The organism is Streptomyces sp. NBC_00239 (genome assembly GCF_036194065.1).
Classification (GTDB): domain Bacteria; phylum Actinomycetota; class Actinomycetes; order Streptomycetales; family Streptomycetaceae; genus Streptomyces.
Genome location: NZ_CP108097.1, coordinates 46060 through 65469 on the forward strand (window position 1 = coordinate 46060; position 19410 = coordinate 65469).

Genomic DNA, 19410 nt, shown 5'->3' on the forward strand with positions numbered 1-19410 from the left:
GCCCGTGCCTCAGGAGGAGCAGATGAACCGGCAGGCCGTAGATCTACTCGAACCCCGGACCGAGCGGTACCGCCCCCTCATCCCGCAGCCCCAGTCCGCGTCCCTGCGCACCCCTCCCCCGCCGGTACCCGCCGGGGACCGCGAGGTGTTACGGGTGCTGGTCGTCGAACCGGAGCCGCGGGCCGCCGAAGCCCTGGTCCAGGGGCTGTTGCGGCAGGGACACCTGGCCGAGAGCGTGGCCACGGGTGGAAAGGCGCTCCAGACCCACCACCAGGCCGATCTCATCCTGCTCGACCTCGACCTGCCGGATCTGGACGGGCTGGAGGTCTGCCGCGGCATCCGCGCGGTGAGCAGCACGCCCGTCATCGCCGTCACCGCGCGCGGCAGCGAGCTCGACCGGGTGCTGGGCCTGCAGGCCGGCGCGGACGACTACATGGTCAAGCCGTACGGATTCCGTGAACTCCTGGCCCGCATCGAGGCCGTGATGCGCCGGGCCAGGCCCCGGCAGGCCGCGGCCCGCACCATCGAGCACGGCCCGCTCGTCATCGACGCCACCACCCGGGAGACCACCCTGCACGGCAGGCCGGTGGACCTCACCCGCAAGGAGTTCGACCTGCTGCACCTGCTGGCCTCGCAGCCCGGCGCGGTCATCTCCCGGCGCCAGCTGATGACCCAAGTCTGGGATGATGCCTGGTCGCACCGTGGCCGCACCATCGACACGCACGTCAGCAGCCTGCGGGGGAAGCTCGGTTCGAGCAGCTGGATCATCACCGTTCGCGGGGTGGGCTTCCGCCTCGGACACGCCTGAGGAATCCGGGGTTCCGACCGAGTTTCACGGAATCCGCCCTCCGGGTCCCTGTCCTCCGGGTACTGACGTCGCGTATACCTGGCCATAGGATGCAGACAGGTCGGTTCGATTTGGGCGATTGCAAGGACTCGGGATGGCACAACAGGAACGCGGAACACGCTCACGGCGCTCGATTCTCGAAGCCGCCGCGCACGTGTTCGATCTGCGCGGCTACGACGCCGCGAGCACCAACGAGATCCTCGCGAGCACCGGCCTGACCAGAGGCGCGCTCTACCACCACTTCCCGTCCAAGGAAGCGATCGCGGTGGCCCTGGTCGCCGCGCACAGCGAGGCCCTGGTCATCCCCGAACAGCAGGTCAAGCTCCAGGCCATCATCGACCTGACCATGGCCTTCGCCTTCCGCCTGCAGCGCGACCCGGTGCTGCGCGCCAGCGTCCGGCTCGCGGTGGAGCAGACCTCCTTCCCGCGGCCGACGACCACTCCGTACGAGCAGTCCAGCGCGGCCATCCACGGCCTGCTGAAGCGGGCCCAGGAGCAGGGCGAGATCCTGCCGGGCGTGGACCTCGACGCCGCGACCTCCGTGATCGTGGGCTCGTTCACCGGCATGCAGGTGATGTCCCAGGTCTACACGAACCGCCAGGACCTGCCCGAACGCATCAGCATGCTGTGGCGGTTCCTGCTGCCCGGGCTCACCAGCCCGGGGATGATCGGCCACCTGCGGGTCGCACCGCCCCCGGCGCCGCCGGAGGACGAGCAGCCGGTCACGCCGTTCTGACCCGGACGCCTGCCGTCCGCGCGGGGGCGGGCGTGGGTGTGCGTGTGCGCGAGGGTGCGGGCGAGGGCCCGGGGCCGGCTGCCGGTGGCGGTGGCGGCCCGGGCGGCGCTCAGTTCTGGTCGGCGGCCGCGAACAGCGGGCGCAGCGTGTCCCAGATCCGCCCGGTCGTCTTGGGGTCCCACCAGGTGCTGTCGGTGTAGCCCAGCGACTCCAGGCCCGCCGTCACCACCACGGCCAGATCGGCCAGATCAGCGAGATCGGCCGGCTCGGCCAGCTCCCCGATCTCCCGGTGGGCGCCGATCTCGCCGAGGTCGGAGAGTTCCCCGAGGTCGGAGAGGCCCGCCAGGTCCGCCGGCTCCGCGGCGCCCGGCGCGCCCTGGGTGACCCGGTCGTGCACCAGCGCCAGCAGCTCGTCACGCAGCCGCGGCGGCCCGTCGGTGCCGTCGGGTCCCACCTGCATACCCGCCCGGACCAGGTACTCCTCGCGCATGGCCGCGCCCAGGGCGATGCTGAACCGGGCCGGGGCCTCGGCGCCCGCACCGGCGAACGCCTGCTCCGCGAGGACCGCCGTACGGGCCTGCGCCTGCGCGTACACCTCCGCCATCAGCTCGGCGGTGGAGGAGAAGTGGTGGTAGAGCGCGCCCCGGCTCACTCCGGCCCGGCGACAGATGTTCACGAGCCCGGCATCGGCGAACCGGCCGTTCGCGATGAGTTCCGCCGCGGCACGGACAAGAGCCTGGCGCGTCTGATCGGACCGCTTCTGCATCAGGCTGCACCTGTCCTTCTTCTCCTGGGGCACACAAAAGGGAAGGAACGCCGGTACGGCAGTCCTCATCCAAGTGGAATCGTACAACCCTGCCTGTTTCTCTCAACACCCCCCGTCGGACAGACTTTCACCTTCCGGCTGCGCAAATGGGCAACTTTCCGCCGTAGCACCCACTTTGGCAGGTCGATCTGCACAACTCGCGGCGCTCAAGCCTTCCTTGACAATCAGACAGGTCTGTTTGTTATGTTCGGCGACGTCGTCAGCGGCACCGACGTTGAGGAGATCCGGATGAACAGCGCGACCGCCACCGTGGTGGCGAGCGGCTTCAGTGAGGCCCTGAACGAGGGGCTGTTGCGGGCCGCGACCCGGCTGCACCGGCCGCGCACCGCCGCCGCGGCCGCCGCCCGGCGCGCCCCGGCCCTGCCCGGCGAGCGCGAGGCGGCCGCCACCGGCCCGGTGCTCTGGGCCTGGGAGAGCGAGGCCATCCTGGAGCGGTTCGCCGAACGGCTGCCGTCGGTGCTGCTCCCGGCCGAGGCCGAGGCGCCCGGGGTGCGCGCGGCCCTGGAGTCCTTCGCCCGTACGGTCCTCCTGCGCGCGGGCGGCGCACCCGACGGGGCAGCGGCAGACGGGGCGGCGGCCGACGGGGCCGCGCCCGCGCCCGCCGCGGCCCCGCACCAGCTGGTCGCCGCCGCCTCCCTGCTCTTCGAGTGCGGGCTGCTGCACGTCCTGGAGTACGGCATCGCCCACAACAGCACCGGGCTGCTGCGGGCGGTGGCCGTCGTCCAGCACCTGAGCGAGGCCATGCGGGGTGCGGGCGAGGGATTCTGGCAGGGCGACGGCGGCCGCGGCGACTGCCGCCGGCTCGCCCGGCAGCTGCACGACGAACTCGGCGGCGCGCTCGCCACCGCCCGCCGCAGTGTCGCGCTGGCCGGCGCCGACGGCGTGGACGGCGCCGCCCGCACCGCGCACCTGGCCGATGCCCGCAAGGCGCTGGACGAGGCGGCCGAGGAGAACCGGGCGCTCGTCGACGGCCTGCGCAGGCGCTCCCAGCTGCCGCCGCTGGGCGAGGCCCTCTACGCCTTCCTCGCCGGGGCGCGGCCGGCCGCGCAGGTGAGCGTACGGATCGCCGGGGACGAGCGGGCCGCGCCCGAGCGCTACCGGCAGGAGGTCTTCCTCGTCCTGCGCGAGGCGCTGCGCAACTGCTTCGCGCACTCCGGGGCGGAACGCGTCGAGGTCTCGGTGCGCACCACCCGGCGCTGGCTGTACGCGAAGGTGGAGGACGACGGCGCCGGGCTGCCCGACGGCGGCGGCACCCGCGGCCGGGGCCTGCAGTCGATGACGGACCGCATCGAGGACCTGGGCGGCCGGCTGCGCGTCTCCTCCGGCGCCGGGTCCGGCACCTGCGTGGAGATACACCTGCCGCTGGGCCCGCGCGGCTGACGGCCGCCCGGACCGGCGGTCGGTCACCGGTCCGGGCGGCCCTTCGGTCCCGGGCCCACAGGCCCGTGGGCCCGAGCTCTGCTGCCGGCGGCCACTGCGCGCGGGGTGCGGGGTGCGGCGGCTGCGGCTGCGGCCCGTGGTCAGTTGCCGGCGAGGGTGTGGGCGACCAGGGCGGTGGCGTGGCCGTGCCCGATGCCGAAGTCGGCCTTGAGCCAGTTGACGAGCTCCATGTGCTTCTTCAGGGGGGACTGGCGGATCATCTCCTGCCACTCCTCGATGGGGCGGCCGTACTTCTTCTCGATGGAGGGGAAGTAGCTGGTCGGGGTGCCGGACATGGTCTTCTCCTTCGGTTCGGTTCAGCGGGTGCGGCGGGTGCGGCGGCGGTTCAGACCGTGCGGCGCAGGTGCACCGCGACGGCGGTGAGGCCGCCGAGGCCGAGGGCCGCGCCCGCGGTGAAGGCGGCGACCGAGACGGACGAGGCGGCGAAGCCGGCCAGCACGCCGGCCGGGGCGATCCGGCAGGCGAGCGCCCAGCCGCGCCGGCCGGTGGCGGCGAAGTGGCGGGCGAGGATCAGGAAGGCGGCGCACAGCGCGAGGAATCCGGCGCCGGCGCCGATCATGTGGACCGCGCCGTGCGCGCTCATCGCGGGCGGCGGGCCGGACGGGGTGCCGGCCGGGTAGCCGGCGCCGGGGTCGGCGCTGAAGACGGAGTTGAGGGCGAACGAGGCGCCGAGGGCCGCGACCAGGCGCGGCACCCAGGTGCCGGCGGTGCTGCCGCGCAGCGCCTCGCGGATGCCGGCCGCGCCCGCGCACATCAGGGCGCCGGTGGCCAGGAACACGCCGCGGTGGATCCAGCCGCTGTCGCCGAGGCTGAGCTGGCTCAGGGCGTTACGGCTGAAGGCGAAGCTGTCGTCGGCCAGTCCCAGGGCGAGTCCGGCGGCGAGGAAGAGCGGTCCGGCGGCGGCGCCGCAGGCGAGCAGAGCGCGCGGGTCGTGCAGGAACCGGGCCGGGGCGGGGGCGGGCGAGCCGGTGGGGGTGCTGAGCGTGGGGGTCATGGGTGGTGCCTTCCTTGGTGCAAGTGCCACAGATGTGGACCGGCGGGGGAAGGCGAACTGAGCGCTTCATGAATGTGACGTAGGTCACACTCGGGAGGTGGGTCACGGACGGGGCAGCTGCGTGATCGGCAGAAGGTCGCCCGGTCCGGTGTGCGGGCGGTCGGCCGAGAGCAGCCAGCGGCCGCCCTCGGTGCGCCGGAACGTGAGCGTGTGCTCGATCAGGTACGCCTCGTACGCGGGGGCGCCGGCCTCGGGCGTCTCGTGGAAGAGCCGGGTGAGCTCCTCGACGTCGAGGGTGGCGGTGTCACCGGCCACCTCGGCCGTACCGGCGGCCCGGTCGGTCTCGGCGCGCCCGTAGCCGGCGCCGTCGCCGCGGAGGGTACGGGCGCGCGCGGCGAGGGCGTCGTACTCGCCGCGCATCGCGGCGGCCAGCGGCGGGGTCATGACGCCGGCCGGCACCTCGGGCCGCGCGGCGGCCCTGGTGACCGCGGCGGCCCTGCTCCCGAGGTAGGCATCGGCGATCCGCAGCATCTCCCGGTTGTCCGCGGCGGAGGCGGTGGACTCCTCGCGGGCCTGCCCGGCCAGGGCGGTACCACCGGCCACGGCGGCGATCAGGGCCGCGGCGGCAAGGACGTAACCGACAGGCGTGCGCATGGGACTCCTTTGGCGGTGGCCGGGTGCGGTCTCCCCCGGCCGCCGGTCTCCCGGTGCACGAGGACTCCCCCGATGATCAGGTACTCCCCCATGAACACGCCGCGGCGGGTCGGGCGGTTCTCGAACGGCCGGACCGGCTAGTGCGGCGGAGGTACGACCCACCGTGTACGACGCGACCGCGAGCCGCCGGCGCCGCGTACGAGATCGGCGTGGCGCCGGGTGCGGGGGGCGCGTGAATCGAGGCGCTCTGGGCCCACGCCGACCCCACACCTGCGGGCAGGAGGGGGCGCTGTCGTGCGTCCGGGCCCGGTTAGCCTGCGGCCATGACGATCCGTGCTGTGGTGTTCGACGTGGGGGAGTGCCTGGTCGACGAGACCCGGGAGTACGGCACGTGGGCCGACTGGCTCGGAATCCCCAGGCACACGTTCGCCGCGATGTTCGGCGCTGTGATCGCCCAAGGCCGCGACTACCGCGAGACGTTCCAGGAGTTCCGGCCCGGGTTCGACCTCACGGGGCAGCGCGAAGCCCGCGCGGCCGCCGGGAAGCCGGAGTGGTTCGGCGAAGACGACCTCTACCCGGACGTCCGGCCCGCGCTCGCGCAGCTCCGCGCGGACGGGCTGTGGCTCGGCATCGCAGGGAACCAGACGGTCCGCGCCGGTGGCCTGCTCCGGGACCTGTTCACGAAGGACGTCGACCTCATCGGCACGTCGGACGACTGGGGCGCCAGCAAGCCCGACCAGCTGTTCTTCGACCGGGTCGCCGAAGTCGTGCCGTTCGCCAACGACGAGATCCTCTACGTAGGCGACCGGGTCGACAACGACCTCCGGCCCGGGGCGAAGGCGGGAATGCGCACCGCGCTGATCCGCCGGGGCCCGTGGGCGACGATCCAGTGGAACACCGACGAGGCCCGGACCCTGCCGATGTTCCGGGTCGACAGCCTTGCCGAGCTGTCGCCCCGGATCGCCGAGTTCAACGAACGAGAGCGCTGACGACGGCGCCCGAGCCATAGCGCCGGTCGTGGAGCGAGCGGGCTGGTTCATCCTTGTTCAGGCATACAAGACGCCGCCCCTCTCGCACTGTGCGGAAGGGGCGCCTTCGCCATCTCCCCGTCAGCAAAGGGGAGTAGCGTTTCGAGTGTCTGAGTCAGAACGGAGTCCCGTATGCCTGAGCAGCACGACCCCGCACCCGCCGTCCAGACCTTTGCCCAGCGCGCCCGCAATGCGAGAGACCGTGCCGGCCTGACGCGCCCCGTGGCGGCCGGCCTCGTGGGCCGCTCGGCAGAGTGGATCAAGGGCGTCGAGACAGGCGCCATCGGAATGCCCCGACTGCCCATGCTGATCCGCCTCGCCACCATCTACGAGTGCGACGTCGCCGACCTGACCGGCGACGACCGTATCGCCGCCGCGAGCTACACCAAGGCCGCTCACACCGACCTACCGACGATCAAGAAGGCCCTGACCACCTACCGCCTCTCCCCGGCCGATGGCGTGCCCGAGTCCGCCGAAGTGCTGAGCGCCCGGGTCCGCCAGGCCTGGAAGCTGTGGCACGGAAAGGGCGACCACCGATCCCGTATCGCCAGTCTCCTGCCGGACCTCCTCGCCGACACTCAGCACTCGTCCCGGGTCCTGGAGGGCACCGAGCGTCGCCGTGCGCTCGTCGCGCAGGCGCAGGCCTACCACCTGACGCAGCTTTTCCTCAGTTTCCAGCCCGCCCCGGAACTCGTGATGCTGACGGGAGACCGGTCCATGACGGCTGCGCAGGACGCGGACAGCCCACGCGCGATCGCCGGGGCCGCCTGGTACATGAACCATGTGTACCGGGACGCCAACGAGGCGGCCGACGCCCGCGTGGAACTCGCCGAGCAGGCAGCCGGTCTGCTCCGTCAGGACGACGCCGAGCAGCTTGCCCGCTGGGGGCTGCTCCAGCTGGCCGTTGCCCTCTCCTTCGCGAAAGTCGGGCGGGCCGGTCAGGCGTGGCGGTACTGGGACCGCGCGAAGGAAGCGGCCCAACGTCTCGGCGAGGACTACGCACACCCCTGGCTCGTTTTCGGGCACGGTGTCGTCGATGCGTACGCGCTCACCATGCACAACGATCTCGTGCAGCCCGGCAAGGCCTTGGAAGTCGCGGCCGCGCTGGACCTGAAGACCGTGCCGTCCGCAACACGGCGCTGCTACCACCTGATCGAAACGGCTCGCGCCCACGGCATGCAGGACGAAGGCGTCGCCGCGGTGGCACTGCTCCAGAAGGCGTTCAAGGAGTCACCCGAGACCATCCGCTACAACATGCACACCCGGATGGTGCTGCCCGAACTGGCGAAGACCGGTCCCCGGATGGTCCGGGAGGACGCGCACACTCTCGCGCTGGAACTCGGCGTACCTGTGTGATCACGGAAGGGGTAGGAACCCTACCCCTCGGCAAGGGGGCAGGAACTCTACCCCTCGGCCGCGCACAGCACCCCTACCGTCGTCCCATCACCCGCTGACGACGGTAGGAGCACTGCCATGAGCACGCCGGACACCCACTCCGTACAGGCCCTGGTCGACAAGGTCCTCGGGCCCTACGGGCAGAAGCCGTCCGCCGAGGCGATCGGCCGCCTCACCGGCGAACTCCTCGCGGCCGGCGCCGGGCTCCTCCCCCACGCCGAGGGCCTGCGCGAGGAGGACGGATTCGCGGACGGTGCGCTCCGGGACTGGCACAAGCTCACCTCGGACGGGCCGTCCGACAGCGCCCTCGGGGACTGGAACCACGTGCGCGGCCTGGCCCGGGTGGTGCGGACGCTGTGCCGGGCGATCGAGGGCGACGAGCAGCCTCCGTACCGGGAGACGACCGTGCCGCTCTCGTTCTCCTTCGGCCGGATGCCCCTGTGAGTGCGGCGGCCGACGACCGGATCTGCTGCCGCTGCGACCGGCCCGTCACCGGGCCGGCGCGGGAGACCGTGCACGACTCGATGAGCGGCGCCCGCCCGAGCACCTGGGCGCACGAAGACCCCCGCGCCTGCCGGGCCGCCCGCGACGGCGAGGACCCGTGAGCGAACACGCCCGCCAGGCCCTGTACGTCGTCATCTGCGTCAGCGTCCTCGCCACGATCGTCCTCGGCACCCGCTGACTTCACGCTTCCACCCGGCCGCCGGGCCCGTGCCGGTTCTCGAACGGCCGGAAAACGACGGCCGGCCCGGTGGCGGGTGCCACCGGGCCGGACGGGTGCGAGCGGGCCGGCCACGGGGGTGGGCCGGGCCGCTCGCGGGATCAGTCCACGAGCTGGCGCTCGCGGGCCGGGGTACGGGAGGCCGGGACGGACGCGATGTGGTTGAGCTTCTCGCCCTCCACGTCGACGTTCGGCAGGGCCTTGTCGAGCCAGCGCGGCAGCCACCAGGCGGCCTTGCCGAGCAGGGCGAACAGGGCGGGCACGATCGCCATGCGGACGACGAACGCGTCGAAGAGGACGGCGGTGGCGAGTCCGAAGCCGATCATCTGGATCATGTCGTTCGTGTCCAGGATGAAGCCGGAGAAGACGCTGATCATGATGAGGGCGGCGGCGCTGACGACCCGGCCGCTGTAGCGGAAGCCGGTGACGACGGCCTGGTCCGGGTCGGCGCCGTGGGCGTACGCCTCGCGCATCCGGGAGACCAGGAAGACCTCGTAGTCCATGGCCAGGCCGAAGACGATGCCGATCATGAAGATCGGCATGGTGCTCATGATCGGGCCGGGCTGGTCGATGCCGAAGACGTCCTGCAGCCAGCCCCACTGGAAGACCGCGACGACGGCGCCGAGGGCCGCGCTGACCGACAGGAGGAAGCCGAGGGCCGCCTTCAGCGGGACGAGCAGCGAGCGGAAGACCAGGACCAGCAGGAGGAAGGCGAGGCCGACGACCAGGCCGAGGTAGGGCACGAACGCGTCGTCCAGCGTCTTCGAGAAGTCGATGAGCATCGCGGTCTGACCGGTGATCAGCACCTCGCCGCCGGTCTGGTCCTCCAGGCCGCCCGCGAGCGCGCGGAGGCTGCGGACCAGTTCCTCGGTCTGCTTCTCGGACGGGCCGGTGGTCGGCACGACGTTGATGATGGCGGTGTCGCCGGCCTCGTTCGCGACGGCCGGGGAGACCGAGGCCACCCCGTCCTCCTTGGCGAGGGACTTGCCGACGGTGTCGCCGGCGTCCTTGGCGTCCTTGGCGGAGACCGTGACCGTCAGCGGGCCGTTGAAGCCGGCGCCGAAGGACTCGGACAGCATGTCGTACGCCTTGCGCTGGGTCATCTCCGGCGCCATGGTGCCCTCGCCCGGCAGGCCAAGCTCCAGGCTGGCGGCGGGCACCGCGATGGCACCGAGGCCCACGACGCCGACCAGCAGGACGGCGATCGGGTGGCGCAGGACGTAACGGGCCCAGCGGGAGCCGAGGTTCGGACGGGCCGGGTCCTTCTTCGCGGCGCGGGCGGCCGCCTTGGCGGTGCGCTTGGCGGCCGCGCGCTCCTTGCGGGCCTTGAGCGGCTGGGGCCAGAACAGGTGGCGCTCGCGGCGGCCCATCACCTTGTACGGGGCGAAGCCGATCAACGCGGGGACCAGGGTCAGCGCGATGAGGACGGCGACGGCGACCGTGCCGGAGGCGGCGAGGCCCATCTTGGTGAGCAGCGGGACGTTCACCACGGACAGGCCGGCCAGGGCCACGATGACGGTGAGGCCGGCGAAGACGACGGCCGAGCCGGCGGTTCCGACGGCGCGTCCGGCCGCCTCCTCGCGGTCGCGGCCCTCCAGCATCTCGGAGCGGTAGCGGGAGACGACGAACAGGGCGTAGTCGATGCCGACGGCGAGGCCGAGCATCATCGCCAGCGTCGAGGTGGTGGCGGACAGACCGAAGGTGCTGCCGAGCGCGGTGATGGCGGAGATGCCGATGGAGACGCCGATGGTGGCGGTGAGGAGCGGCATGCCGGCCGCGATCATCGAGCCGAAGGTCAGCAGCAGGACGACGGCGGAGATCAGGATGCCGATGCCCTCGGCGGAACCGCCCATCTCGGCCTCGATCTTGACGGCGTCACCGCCGGCCTCGACGGTCAGGCCGCCGGCCCGGGCCTTCTCGGTGATCTTGTCGAAGGCGTCGTGGGCCTCGTCGCTCACCTCGGGCCCGGGGACCTTGTAGGTGACGACGGCGTAGGCCGTGGTGCCGTCCTTGCTGATCGTCTGCGTCTGGTACGGGTCGGTCGCGCCGACCACCTCGGGAGCCTTGGACAGCTCGCCGACCAGCTTGCCGACGGCGGCCTTGGGGCCCGCGTCGGAGATCTTCGCGCCCTTGGGGGCGCGGACCACGACGCGGGCGCTGGCGCCGGTGGCGCTGGCCGTCGGGAACTTCTCCTTGAGGAGGTCGAAGGCCTTCTGCGACTCGGTGCCGGGCATCGAGAAGGTGTCGGCGGGCGGCGGGGGCGCCGTGGACGCCGCGACGCCTATGCCGCCGAAGATCAGCACCCACAACAGGACGAACAGGCCCCGGCGCCGGAAGGCCAGGCGGCCCAGTTTGTAAAGGAAGGTGGCCACGGCGGGTGGACTCCCATCGGCAGGAAATATCAGCAGGACTCGGGGAGCATAACAAACCGCAGCGCCGGTTTATTTAACGCCCGATGGATTCACGCCACCGCGACGATCTCTCCACATCCCCGATGTCGTGCGAGGGAAGAACCGGAACCGCGCCCTCAGCTCACCGCACCCCGCTGGAACCCCACCCGAATCCTGCCGGAGCCCCGCTCGAGGACCGCTGGAGCCCCGGGCGCGCGCCCGACACCCGCATCCCCCTCCCGCATCCCGCATCCCGCACCCCGCACCGACGCGGCCCGGCCCGGCCCCCGGACGCACGCCCGCCCGCGGCCCCAAGACCGGGGCCGCGGGCGGGCGATGGGCGCAGCGGCGGGTGGCGCTATCCGGCGGCGCCGGAGGCGCGGACCAGCCGGGCCGCCAGCCCGTCCAGCATCAGGTCGAGGCCGTAGCCGAAGGCGTCCGCCGAGGCGGCGGGTTCGCCGCCGCCCCGCTGCGCCGCGAACCACGTGCTCAGCCGCGGGTACGGGCGTACCGCCTGCGCCACCACCGGCCGCACGCGCTCGGCCCACTCCTCGCGGCTGCGGCCGCTGCGCGCCAGCGCGATCACGAACGCGGCCTCGCCGGTGCCCGCCCCGATCACGTACGCGAGCAGCGCCCGCACCGCGTGGTGCGCCTCGTCGAGGGGGAAGCCGCCCGACTCGAACACGGCGAGCAGGTCCTCGGTGTTGCGCAGCATGCGGGGGCCGAGCGAGGAGAAGGAGGACCCGCCCAGCACGGAGGCCAGCCAGGGGTGCCGCAGCAGGGTGGCGCGCAGGCTCTGCGCGCCGCTCACGGCCGCCGCGCGCCAGCCCTCGGGGCCGCCGGCGGCGGGCACCTCCATCTCGCCGTAGACCTCGTCGACGACCAGCTCGACGAGTTCGTCCTTGTTGGCCACGTGGGAGTAGAGCGAGGTGGCACCGGCGTTCAGACGGGCCGCCAGGCGGCGCATGCTCAGGGCCTCGACGCCCTCGGCGTCGAGCAGCCCGATCGCCTCGGCCACGATGTACTCCCGGCTCAGGGCCGGCTGCTCGCGGCGGCCGCGGCGCGGGCGGGTCCACACCGACGGGATCAGCTGCTCGTGCGCTGCTGCGGACATGCGGCCGCCTCCTCTTCCTCGTGGCTGGCCGCAGGATAGCCCGATCTGCGTACGTTGTGCGGTATTTGGGACGTCGTACGCCCTGGCGCACGGCGCACGGCGTCCGGATGCGGGCGTCGGCCGACTGCCCGTCAGGAAGCGGCGGCGCCGACGCCCGCGAGCAGACCCTCGGTGACGGCCTCGGCGACGCCGGCGTTGTGGTCGACGAGGTAGAAGTGGCCGCCGGGGAAGACCTTGACCTCGAAGTCGCCGCGGGTGTGCTCGCGCCACGTGTGCGCCTCCGCGACCGTCACCATCGGGTCGTCGTCGCCGGTCAGGGCGGTGATCGGAGCGTCGAGCGGCTCTCCCCCGCGCCAGCCGTACGTGCCCAGGGCCCGGTAGTCGGCCCGCAGCGCCGGCATCACCATCTCCAGGACGTCGGGGTTGTCGAGCATGCCCTCCCCGGCACCGCCCAGCCGGTGCACGTCCGCCAGCACCTCGGAGTCGTCGTAGAGGTGGTAGGGGACGTGCGGCCGGTAGTCCGGAGCGCCGCGGCCCGAGAGGAACAGCCTCTGCGGGGCGGGCAGTTGCTTCCGGGCGAGCACCAGCGCCGTCTCGAAGGCGATGATCGAGCCCATGCTGTGGCCGAACAGGGCGTACGGCCGCCCCGGGTCCGCGGCGATCTCGCGGGCCAGCTCCTCGGCCACCGCCTCGACGAGCGAGACGAGGGACGTGAACGGCGCCTCGCGGTAGCGGTCCTGGCGCCCCGGGTACTGCACGGCCACCACGTCGAAGTCCTCGGGGAGCGTACGCGCCAGCGGCATGTACGCCGTCGCGGAGCCGCCCGCGTGCGGGAAGCACACGAGCCGCGGCCCGGTCCCCTCGGCCGTCGTGTAGCGACGGAACCACGTGCTGTTCACTGTGGGGTGTCCCTTCGTCCGTGCCGGCCGACTGGTCCCGGCCGTGGCCGGACCAGTCAACCGCCCGGTTCGGCCGGGCCGGTCGAGCGCCGCTCGCGTCCCGGCCGAGGGACCCTCAAGAAGCCTCCGACCACGCCATGTAGCGGCCCGGCGCGGTCGCGTACAGGTCGAACGTCGAGCCGCGGCGCGGGCCCGCCACCACGTCCAGCGCCGGATCCACCGTCAGCATCGCCTGGTGCAGGCGCTGCAGCTGCGGGGACGGCTCCACGCCCAGTTCGTCGATCAGGCGGCCGCGCAGCCTGCGGTAGACGTCCAGGGCCGTGGCCTGACGGCCGGACCGGTACAGCGCGACCATGGCCTGCGAGTGCAGGCCCTCGTGCTGCGGGTGCCGGGCGATCAGCTCGGTCAGCTCGGCGATGACCTCGACGTGCCGGCCCAGACGCAGGTCCGCGTCGATGCGCCGCTCGACGGTCACCAGCCGGCTCTCCTCCAGGCGCAGGACCTCGATCTCCAGGATCGGCCCCACCCGTACGTCGACCAGGGCCGGGCCGTTCCACAGGCCCAGCGCCTTGCGGAGCAGCTCCGCCGCCCGCTCGTCGTCCCCCTCTTCGAATGCGTGCTGTCCGCCCGTCACGAGCGTCTCGTACTCGTGTACGTCGACCGCGTCCGGCGGAATCTGCAGCACGTAGCCGCCGTGCCGGGTCGCCAGCACGTCCTTGGCGCTGCCCGGTACGCCCGGGCCCATCGCAGTGCCCAGTCTCCGGCGCAGCTGCAGGATGTACGTCTGCAGCGTCGTGAGCGCACTCTGCGGGAGCGCGGTGCCCCAGATCTCCTCCATGAGGGTCTGTACGGGTATCACCCGCCCCGGAGAGAGCGCCAGCAGCGCCAGGATCTGGCGCGGCTTGCCAGCCGTAGGAACAATCGAGCCCCCGTTGACCTCGGCACTCAACGGACCCAGAACCTGAATCTTCACGGTCTCCTCCGTAATTCGTCGAGTTCCCATCGATTTACAGCCTTCGACTCCGGCACGGTAGCTGGGTCCAGTACGGCTCCCCCGAATTCTTGAGCAGGTGTCGAGCCACCCTCCGTCCCACATGGTTGCATGATGAAAACACAGTGGTAGATTCCGCTGAGGGGATGAGAACCGGCACTTTTCTTTCGCCCGCCGGTGTTCGTGTCTTTCCGCAGATCCCGCAGCTCGCCGGGAGGAGGCACCATGGAATTCGGCGCACCCGCCACCCACGGCACACCTGCCGCACCCGTGGCCCGAGGCGCGGACGGCGACACCGAGGCGGACTTCCGCGTGCTGGGGCCGGTGGAGGTGTTCGACCGTCACACGGGGACGTACCTCGTGCCCTCCGGCTCCAAGCAGCGGGCGCTGCTCGGCGCCCTGGTGGTCCGGGCGGGCCACGTGCTGTCCGCCGAGCGGCTCATCCACGAACTCTGGGGCGACCGGCCGCCGGCGAGCGCGGCCAACGCGCTGCAGGCCCACGTGGCCCGGCTGCGCCGGCTGCTGCAGGGCGGTGCGCCCGACGCCGACGGCCAGGAGTGGATCGCCACCCGCTCGACGGGCTACCTGCTGCGGCCCGGCCGGGCCACCACCGACGCGCAGCGCTTCCACCGGCTGTCCGCCGAGGGCCGCGCGGCCCTCGGCTCCGACCCCGAGCACGCGGCCGAACTGCTGCGCGGAGCCCTGTCCCTGTGGCGCGGCCCGGCACTGGAGGGGAGCACGCAGGGCCCCCTGTGCACGGTGGAGGCCGACCGGCTGGAGGAGCTGCGGCTGACCACGCTGGAGACCCTGTACGACGCGAACCTGCGCAGCGGGCGGCACGCCGAGGTCGTCCGGGACCTGGAGCGGCTGACGGCCAACCACCCGATGCGGGAACGGCTGTACGACCTCCAGATGCTGGCGCTGTACCGGTGCGGCCGGCAGACGGAGGCGCTGGGCGTGTACGAGCGGGCCCGCCGGCGGCTGGTGGACGAGCTGGGCGTCGAGCCGGGGCCCGCGCTGCGGGCGCGGATGGAGGCGATCTTGCGTCATGCGCCGTCGCTGGCGGTGGGGGTGGCGGCGGGGGTCTCCGACGGGTGGCGGGATCCGGATGCGGCGCTGCTCGAACTCGGGCGGGAGATCGCGCGGCTGGGTGTGCGGATCGAGTCGCTCGGGCGGGAGCAGGAAGCGCTCATCCGCCGCTTCAACCTCCTCTCCCCGACCCCCGCCGCCGCCCCCGTCCCGGGCGACCAACTCGTCTGAACGCCGCGCAACCGCCAGCCTCGCCGGTGTTTGAGGCGCGGGGTTGGGATTCGAACGGTGGCGGGGTCGGTCAGGCGTGGCAGGTTGTGGGGCGGCCGTGGTACGTGGTCATTTCTTCGAAGAGGGTTCCCACGTCGAGGGGGGAGCCCTCGGGCAGGCCGTGTTGTTCGGCGTAGGCGCGGTGCAGGTTCGGCAGGAGGCGCTCGCTGTCGAGGAGGCCGGCGTAGGCGCCGAGGTCGGTGGCGCGGGCCAGGTCGAGCGGGGCCGCGCCGGCCGCGACGCCCTCCTCGGCCAGGCGCTGGACCCACCGCAGATAGCCGGCGTTGGCATCGAGCAGCTCCGGCCCCCCGACCGCCCCGTGACCCGGCACGATCGTGGTGGCGCCGAGCCCCCGCAGCCGCTCCAGCGCGCGCAGCGACCCGGCCACCGACCCCATGACGCAGAACGGCGTGACCCCGTTCATGACGAGGTCGCCGGTGAACAGCACGCCCCGGTCGGGCAGCCAGACGATCGTGTCGTCGGTGGTGTGGGCCGCCGGGCCGATGTGGATCAGCTCGGCCCGCAGGTCGCCCACGTGGAGCGTCGTGCGGTCCCGGAAGGTCAGTTCGGGCGGGGTGATCTCGATGTCGCCCCAGCAGACGTCCGGCCACAGCCCGGCCATGTGCAGGCCCGCCGCCCGGACCATGGCCCGGGTCCGCTCGTGGCCGATGGTCAGGGCTTCGGGGAAGACGAAGTTGCCGTACGTGTGGTCGCCGTGGAAGTGCGTGTTGACCACGGCGCGCGGCGGGCGGGGCGCCAGCCGCAGCGCCGCCCGGCGCAACTGCCGGGCACGGCTCTCGGTGGCGGCGGTGTCGACGAGCGCGCTGTGGCCGCCGTCGGTGAGGATGCCGGCGTTGTTCAGGCACCAGCCGCCCTCGGGCTGGACGTACGCGTGGACGCCCTCGGCCACCTCGATGACGGCGGTGTCTGCGGGCCGCCTGACGGTCGTGGCGTGCACGGGACACCTCTTTCTGTTCACGGCGGGCCCCCGTCCGGGCCCTCGCCGATGCGGGACCTGAATTCTGCGGGCAGACGCCGTGGTCCCGCTCAATTCCCCGTGCATTCCCGATGGAGTTGTCCTGGATTCCTGTTGGATTCCCCGTCGATCGCCCGTTGATTACGGCGCGTTTTCCCGCCCGCACGGCCGTGGAATGCCGTTCCCGCGTACCCGTCCGGACGATATCGGGGACAGGCCGGACGGAAATCCGCTCAAGGGTCGGCGGAGCGGGCGCGCGGCGGCGGGCCGTCAGGCGAGGGCGGGCTCCGGCAGGACCAGGCGGCGGGGTGCGGCGCGGCCCCACGGGAAGCCGTGGTGCAGGTGGACGGCCGGCGGCCGCGCGTCGTCGACCTCGACCGCCACCGCCGCCAGCACCTCGGGTACCGGCTCGACCTCCAGGAAGCGCCAGCGCGCCGCCGAGTCGTCGGCGGGCGGCCGGAAGGCGAGGACGCCCCGGTCCTCGGCGAGGGTGAACACGAACGAGTCGAAGGGCAGTCCCAGTCCCAGCCCGCGGGCCTTGGAGTAGGCCTCCTTCAGCGTCCACAGCCGCAGGGCGCGCCGGTTGCGGGGCCGCCCGGGAGCGGCGCTGGCGATCCAGTCCTGCTCCTCGGGGGAGAACGTCGCGATGATGTTGTCCAGGCCGCGCTCGCCGCGGTCGAGCCGCTCGACGTCGACCCCGATGCGCAGGCCCCGGGAGACGCCCAGCAGGTTGTACGCGTTGGCGTGCGAGAGGTTGAAGTCCAGCGTGTCCGCGCCGCGCGGCAGGCCGCCGTCGGGCGTCTGCAGGAACGGCCGCCCGCGCGAGGAGCGCCAGATGATCGCCTCGGCCTCGGGGATGCCGGTCTCCAGGGCCAGCACCCGGCGCACCAGGGCGTGGGCGACGAGGTACTGGCGGCGGTCGCGTTCGAAGAGGAAGCGGCCGGCCACCTCCTGCTCGTTCTCGTCCAGCCAGTGCGAGGCCAGGGTGGCGGCGATGCCGGGCGCGAGGTCCTCGTTGGGGCAGAACCACAGGTTGACCGGGGCGGGTTCGTTCTCCCCCGGCCCGCCGTGGTCGAGAGACAGCACGCTCATGCCGACCCCTCCTCGCCACCCAGCCACAGCGGGACGCGCAGGAACGCGGACGCGGGCAGCGGCACGGCCACGGAGGCAGCGCCCCGGGCCGGCTCCAGCGCGGTCCAGTCGATGTCGAGCCCGGACAGCCACAGGCCGCGGAGCTGGTCCAGGTGCCCGGCCCGCCAGAGCGCGGCGAGGTACCCGTCCGTCTCCGGTACGCCGCCCAGGTCCAGCGGGTCGGCGCCGCCGTCCCGCAGATCGGCGCAGGGCGCGCCGTCCCGTACGAACCGCTCCAGGGCCCGTACGAGTTCGCCGGTGTCGGTGACGACGGCCGCGAAGCGGCAGTCCATGGCGGACCGGCCGGTGCGCAGTGCGCGGGCGAGCGCCGGGAGCGGGGGCACCGGGCCCGGCCCGTCGAGCAGCTCGGCGAACCGGCCCGCGGTGGCGGCCAGATGGGCGGGGGTGGGGGCGGACAGCACGAACAGTTCGCGGGCGGCCTCGGGAGCGGCCTCGGGTACCGGGTCCGGGACCGGGTCGGCGCCGGGCAGGTACTCCTCCAGGACCACCTGGGCGTCCGCGCCGCCGGCGCCGCGCACGCCGACGCAGATCCGGCGGGGCGCGGCCGTCGCGTTCTCCCAGGGCTGCGCCTCGATGCGGCCCGGCTCCGGTGCCAGGATCCGGTGGCTCAGTTCGAGCACGGCCCGGGTCAGGGCCGCGGCGCCGGTGGCGGAGCCCGCGTCGCCGACGAGCGCGCGGACGGATCCGGCGTCCTCGCGGACGGCGGCGGCCGACGCGTCCAGCCCGGCCGCGCGCAGCGCCTCGCGCAGCACACGCTCCGCGGGAGCCGCGGGCGCGGCAAGGTCTGCGCCGTGCCCGCCGTCCGTGCCGTGCACGGGGCAGGAGGCGTGCAGGGAGTCGGCGGCGCGCGCGGCGGCGCGGGCGCGCCCGCCGCCGGCCCGGGACCCGCGGCCGGGGCCGGCCGCCGAGGGGTCGGGGGCGGTGTGGCCGACCGCGCTGCCGCGGATGAGGCAGTGCACGGTGTCGCCGTCGGCGAGGGCCCGCGCCAGGGGCTTGAGGAGGAGCGCGCCGACCCCTTCGCCCGCGCCGGGGCGCCGGCTGGAGGGGTGCAGCAGCAGCCGGACGCCGCCGACGAGCGCGGCGGCGCACTCGCCGCGGTGCAGGGCGGCGACGGCCTGGTGCAGCGCGACGAGCACGGAGGACTCCGCAGTGTCGACCGACTGGCTCGGGCCGGTGAGGCCGAGCAGGGCGGAGAGCCGGTTGGGCAGGCTCCACCGGCCGCCGCCGGGCATCGGCCGGGGTTGTTCGCGCCGCCAGGTCCTGGCCGCGAGCAGCACGTAGTCGCCGGTCCCGGCGCCGGTGAACACGCCGACGCTGCGCGGGGTGCCGTCGCCCGCGGTCAGCGCGTCGAGGCGGCCGCCGGTGCAGCCGGCGTCCTCCAGGGCCTCCCACGCGGTCTCCAGGAACAGCCGCTCCTGGGGGTCGATCAGGGCTGCCTCGTCCGCGTCGATCCCGAAGAACTCCGGGTCGAAGTCCTGTACGCGCTCCAGGTAGTGGCCCCGCTCGTCACCGGGGCGGCCGGCGGGCGGCTCGGCGGCGCTGTCGTGCCCGCCGCGGGCCAGCCGCCAGAAGGCGGCGAGGTCGGGTGCGCCCGGGTAGCGCCCGGCCATGCCGACCACCGCGATCGGCCCGGCGTCCGGCGCGGGGGCCGCGAGGGGGGTGGCGGGCGTGGCGGGTGCGGCGGCCGCGCCGGACGCGGAGTCCGCGCCGCGGCCGGCGGCCGGGCTGGCCGCGGCGGGGGACGGCTCGGCGCCGTCCGGCTCCGGCCAGGCCTCCGGCAGGCGGAAGACGACCGGCGCGGGCCCGGTGCCGGTGCCGGTGTCGGCCGCGGCGGCGTCGCCGGCCAGCAGCGCGGCCACCTGGGCCCGGTCCAGATGACCGTTCTTGAACCGGGTCAGGACTTCCTTCTCGTCCATCTGGACGCGCTCCTTCTCAGGGTGGAAACAGC

Annotated in this window: 19 protein-coding genes; 8 read left to right on the forward strand and 11 right to left on the reverse strand. The window is 73.5% G+C overall.

The genetic code is table 11. The features are described from left to right. The first annotated feature begins 22 nt into the window (after positions 1–22). Positions 23–808 carry a response regulator transcription factor gene (locus OG764_RS39630; RefSeq protein ID WP_328973681.1) on the forward strand — a complete coding sequence of 262 codons (786 nt, stop codon included), beginning with the start codon at positions 23–25 and terminating at the stop codon, positions 806–808. 133 nt (positions 809–941) lie between these two features. After that, positions 942–1583, forward strand: coding sequence for a ScbR family autoregulator-binding transcription factor (locus OG764_RS39635; protein WP_328973682.1), 642 nt, complete (start codon positions 942–944; stop codon positions 1581–1583). A gap of 109 nt (positions 1584–1692) precedes the next feature. Here OG764_RS39635 and OG764_RS39640 read toward each other — a convergent pair whose 3' ends face one another. Continuing rightward, entirely contained in the window at positions 1693–2349 is a 657-nt protein-coding gene (locus OG764_RS39640; RefSeq protein WP_328973683.1) for a TetR/AcrR family transcriptional regulator, read from the reverse strand. A gap of 288 nt (positions 2350–2637) precedes the next feature. Here OG764_RS39640 and OG764_RS39645 point away from each other — a divergent pair, with 288 nt between their 5' ends. Then, positions 2638–3789 (forward strand): sensor histidine kinase, encoded by a 1152-nt coding sequence (locus OG764_RS39645; protein ID WP_328973684.1) that lies wholly within the window; start codon positions 2638–2640, stop codon positions 3787–3789. 140 nt (positions 3790–3929) lie between these two features. Here the strand turns inward: OG764_RS39645 and OG764_RS39650 are convergent, their stop codons facing one another. The 3 genes from OG764_RS39650 to OG764_RS39660 all read right to left on the reverse strand — a co-directional run bounded on the left by OG764_RS39650 (position 3930) and on the right by OG764_RS39660 (position 5497). Further along, positions 3930–4124 carry a DUF4287 domain-containing protein gene (locus OG764_RS39650; RefSeq protein ID WP_328973685.1) on the reverse strand — a complete coding sequence of 65 codons (195 nt, stop codon included), beginning with the start codon at positions 4122–4124 and terminating at the stop codon, positions 3930–3932. Positions 4125–4174: 50 nt separating this feature from the next. Continuing rightward, a complete protein-coding gene (locus OG764_RS39655; RefSeq protein ID WP_328973686.1) occupies positions 4175–4843 on the reverse strand; it encodes a DUF998 domain-containing protein in 669 nt (222 codons plus the stop codon). Positions 4844–4945: 102 nt separating this feature from the next. Beyond that, positions 4946–5497, reverse strand: a complete 552-nt coding sequence (locus tag OG764_RS39660) for a hypothetical protein (RefSeq protein ID WP_328973687.1) — start codon at positions 5495–5497, stop codon at positions 4946–4948. A 323-nt stretch (positions 5498–5820) separates the two neighbouring features. Here OG764_RS39660 and OG764_RS39665 point away from each other — a divergent pair, with 323 nt between their 5' ends. The 4 genes from OG764_RS39665 to OG764_RS39680 all read left to right on the forward strand — a co-directional run bounded on the left by OG764_RS39665 (position 5821) and on the right by OG764_RS39680 (position 8525). Further along, positions 5821–6486 (forward strand): HAD family hydrolase, encoded by a 666-nt coding sequence (locus OG764_RS39665; protein ID WP_328973688.1) that lies wholly within the window; start codon positions 5821–5823, stop codon positions 6484–6486. Between the two features lie 171 nt (positions 6487–6657). Beyond that, on the forward strand, positions 6658–7881 hold the full coding sequence (locus OG764_RS39670) for a helix-turn-helix domain-containing protein (RefSeq protein WP_328973689.1): 1224 nt from the start codon (positions 6658–6660) through the stop codon (positions 7879–7881). 117 nt (positions 7882–7998) lie between these two features. Beyond that, complete coding sequence (locus OG764_RS39675; protein WP_328973690.1) at positions 7999–8364, forward strand: DUF6415 family natural product biosynthesis protein; 366 nt, start codon at positions 7999–8001, stop codon at positions 8362–8364. Next, entirely contained in the window at positions 8361–8525 is a 165-nt protein-coding gene (locus OG764_RS39680; RefSeq protein WP_328973691.1) for a hypothetical protein, read from the forward strand. Before OG764_RS39675 ends, OG764_RS39680 begins: the two co-directional genes overlap by 4 nt. A gap of 217 nt (positions 8526–8742) precedes the next feature. Here OG764_RS39680 and OG764_RS39685 read toward each other — a convergent pair whose 3' ends face one another. From OG764_RS39685 to OG764_RS39700, 4 genes are all read right to left on the reverse strand, one after another. Next, positions 8743–11013 carry an MMPL family transporter gene (locus tag OG764_RS39685; protein WP_328973692.1) on the reverse strand — a complete coding sequence of 757 codons (2271 nt, stop codon included), beginning with the start codon at positions 11011–11013 and terminating at the stop codon, positions 8743–8745. A 376-nt stretch (positions 11014–11389) separates the two neighbouring features. Continuing rightward, entirely contained in the window at positions 11390–12145 is a 756-nt protein-coding gene (locus OG764_RS39690) for a TetR/AcrR family transcriptional regulator (protein ID WP_328973693.1), read from the reverse strand. A gap of 131 nt (positions 12146–12276) precedes the next feature. Beyond that, on the reverse strand, positions 12277–13044 hold the full coding sequence (locus tag OG764_RS39695; RefSeq protein WP_328973694.1) for a thioesterase II family protein: 768 nt from the start codon (positions 13042–13044) through the stop codon (positions 12277–12279). Positions 13045–13159: 115 nt separating this feature from the next. Further along, on the reverse strand, positions 13160–14017 hold the full coding sequence (locus OG764_RS39700; RefSeq protein WP_328973695.1) for an AfsR/SARP family transcriptional regulator: 858 nt from the start codon (positions 14015–14017) through the stop codon (positions 13160–13162). 243 nt (positions 14018–14260) lie between these two features. Here OG764_RS39700 and OG764_RS39705 point away from each other — a divergent pair, with 243 nt between their 5' ends. Continuing rightward, the gene (locus OG764_RS39705) at positions 14261–15295 is read left to right on the forward strand and encodes an AfsR/SARP family transcriptional regulator (protein ID WP_328973696.1); all 1035 of its coding nucleotides are present in this window, start codon (positions 14261–14263) and stop codon (positions 15293–15295) included. A 70-nt stretch (positions 15296–15365) separates the two neighbouring features. Here the strand turns inward: OG764_RS39705 and OG764_RS39710 are convergent, their stop codons facing one another. The 3 genes from OG764_RS39710 to OG764_RS39720 all read right to left on the reverse strand — a co-directional run bounded on the left by OG764_RS39710 (position 15366) and on the right by OG764_RS39720 (position 19378). After that, positions 15366–16292 carry an MBL fold metallo-hydrolase gene (locus OG764_RS39710; RefSeq protein WP_328973697.1) on the reverse strand — a complete coding sequence of 309 codons (927 nt, stop codon included), beginning with the start codon at positions 16290–16292 and terminating at the stop codon, positions 15366–15368. Between the two features lie 288 nt (positions 16293–16580). Then, entirely contained in the window at positions 16581–17402 is an 822-nt protein-coding gene (locus OG764_RS39715; protein ID WP_328973698.1) for a 4'-phosphopantetheinyl transferase family protein, read from the reverse strand. Further along, positions 17399–19378: a beta-ketoacyl [acyl carrier protein] synthase domain-containing protein gene (locus tag OG764_RS39720; RefSeq protein WP_328973699.1), complete on the reverse strand. Its 1980-nt coding sequence runs from the start codon at positions 19376–19378 to the stop codon at positions 17399–17401. The genes OG764_RS39715 and OG764_RS39720 overlap by 4 nt, the downstream gene beginning before the upstream one ends. Between the last annotated feature and the right edge of the window lie 32 nt (positions 19379–19410).

What these genes read in the sequence shown, in the direction of transcription:
- OG764_RS39630 (WP_328973681.1), top strand. Translation starts at nt 23, where the DNA reads ATGAACCGGCAGGCCGTAGATCTACTCGAACCCCGGACCGAGCGGTAC.
- OG764_RS39635 (WP_328973682.1), top strand. Translation starts at nt 942, where the DNA reads ATGGCACAACAGGAACGCGGAACACGCTCACGGCGCTCGATTCTCGAA.
- OG764_RS39640 (WP_328973683.1), bottom strand. Translation starts at nt 2,349, where the DNA reads ATGCAGAAGCGGTCCGATCAGACGCGCCAGGCTCTTGTCCGTGCCGCG.
- OG764_RS39645 (WP_328973684.1), top strand. Translation starts at nt 2,638, where the DNA reads ATGAACAGCGCGACCGCCACCGTGGTGGCGAGCGGCTTCAGTGAGGCC.
- OG764_RS39650 (WP_328973685.1), bottom strand. Translation starts at nt 4,124, where the DNA reads ATGTCCGGCACCCCGACCAGCTACTTCCCCTCCATCGAGAAGAAGTAC.
- OG764_RS39655 (WP_328973686.1), bottom strand. Translation starts at nt 4,843, where the DNA reads ATGACCCCCACGCTCAGCACCCCCACCGGCTCGCCCGCCCCCGCCCCG.
- OG764_RS39660 (WP_328973687.1), bottom strand. Translation starts at nt 5,497, where the DNA reads ATGCGCACGCCTGTCGGTTACGTCCTTGCCGCCGCGGCCCTGATCGCC.
- OG764_RS39665 (WP_328973688.1), top strand. Translation starts at nt 5,821, where the DNA reads ATGACGATCCGTGCTGTGGTGTTCGACGTGGGGGAGTGCCTGGTCGAC.
- OG764_RS39670 (WP_328973689.1), top strand. Translation starts at nt 6,658, where the DNA reads ATGCCTGAGCAGCACGACCCCGCACCCGCCGTCCAGACCTTTGCCCAG.
- OG764_RS39675 (WP_328973690.1), top strand. Translation starts at nt 7,999, where the DNA reads ATGAGCACGCCGGACACCCACTCCGTACAGGCCCTGGTCGACAAGGTC.
- OG764_RS39690 (WP_328973693.1), bottom strand. Translation starts at nt 12,145, where the DNA reads ATGTCCGCAGCAGCGCACGAGCAGCTGATCCCGTCGGTGTGGACCCGC.
- OG764_RS39705 (WP_328973696.1), top strand. Translation starts at nt 14,261, where the DNA reads ATGGAATTCGGCGCACCCGCCACCCACGGCACACCTGCCGCACCCGTG.
- OG764_RS39715 (WP_328973698.1), bottom strand. Translation starts at nt 17,402, where the DNA reads ATGAGCGTGCTGTCTCTCGACCACGGCGGGCCGGGGGAGAACGAACCC.
- OG764_RS39720 (WP_328973699.1), bottom strand. Translation starts at nt 19,378, where the DNA reads ATGGACGAGAAGGAAGTCCTGACCCGGTTCAAGAACGGTCATCTGGAC.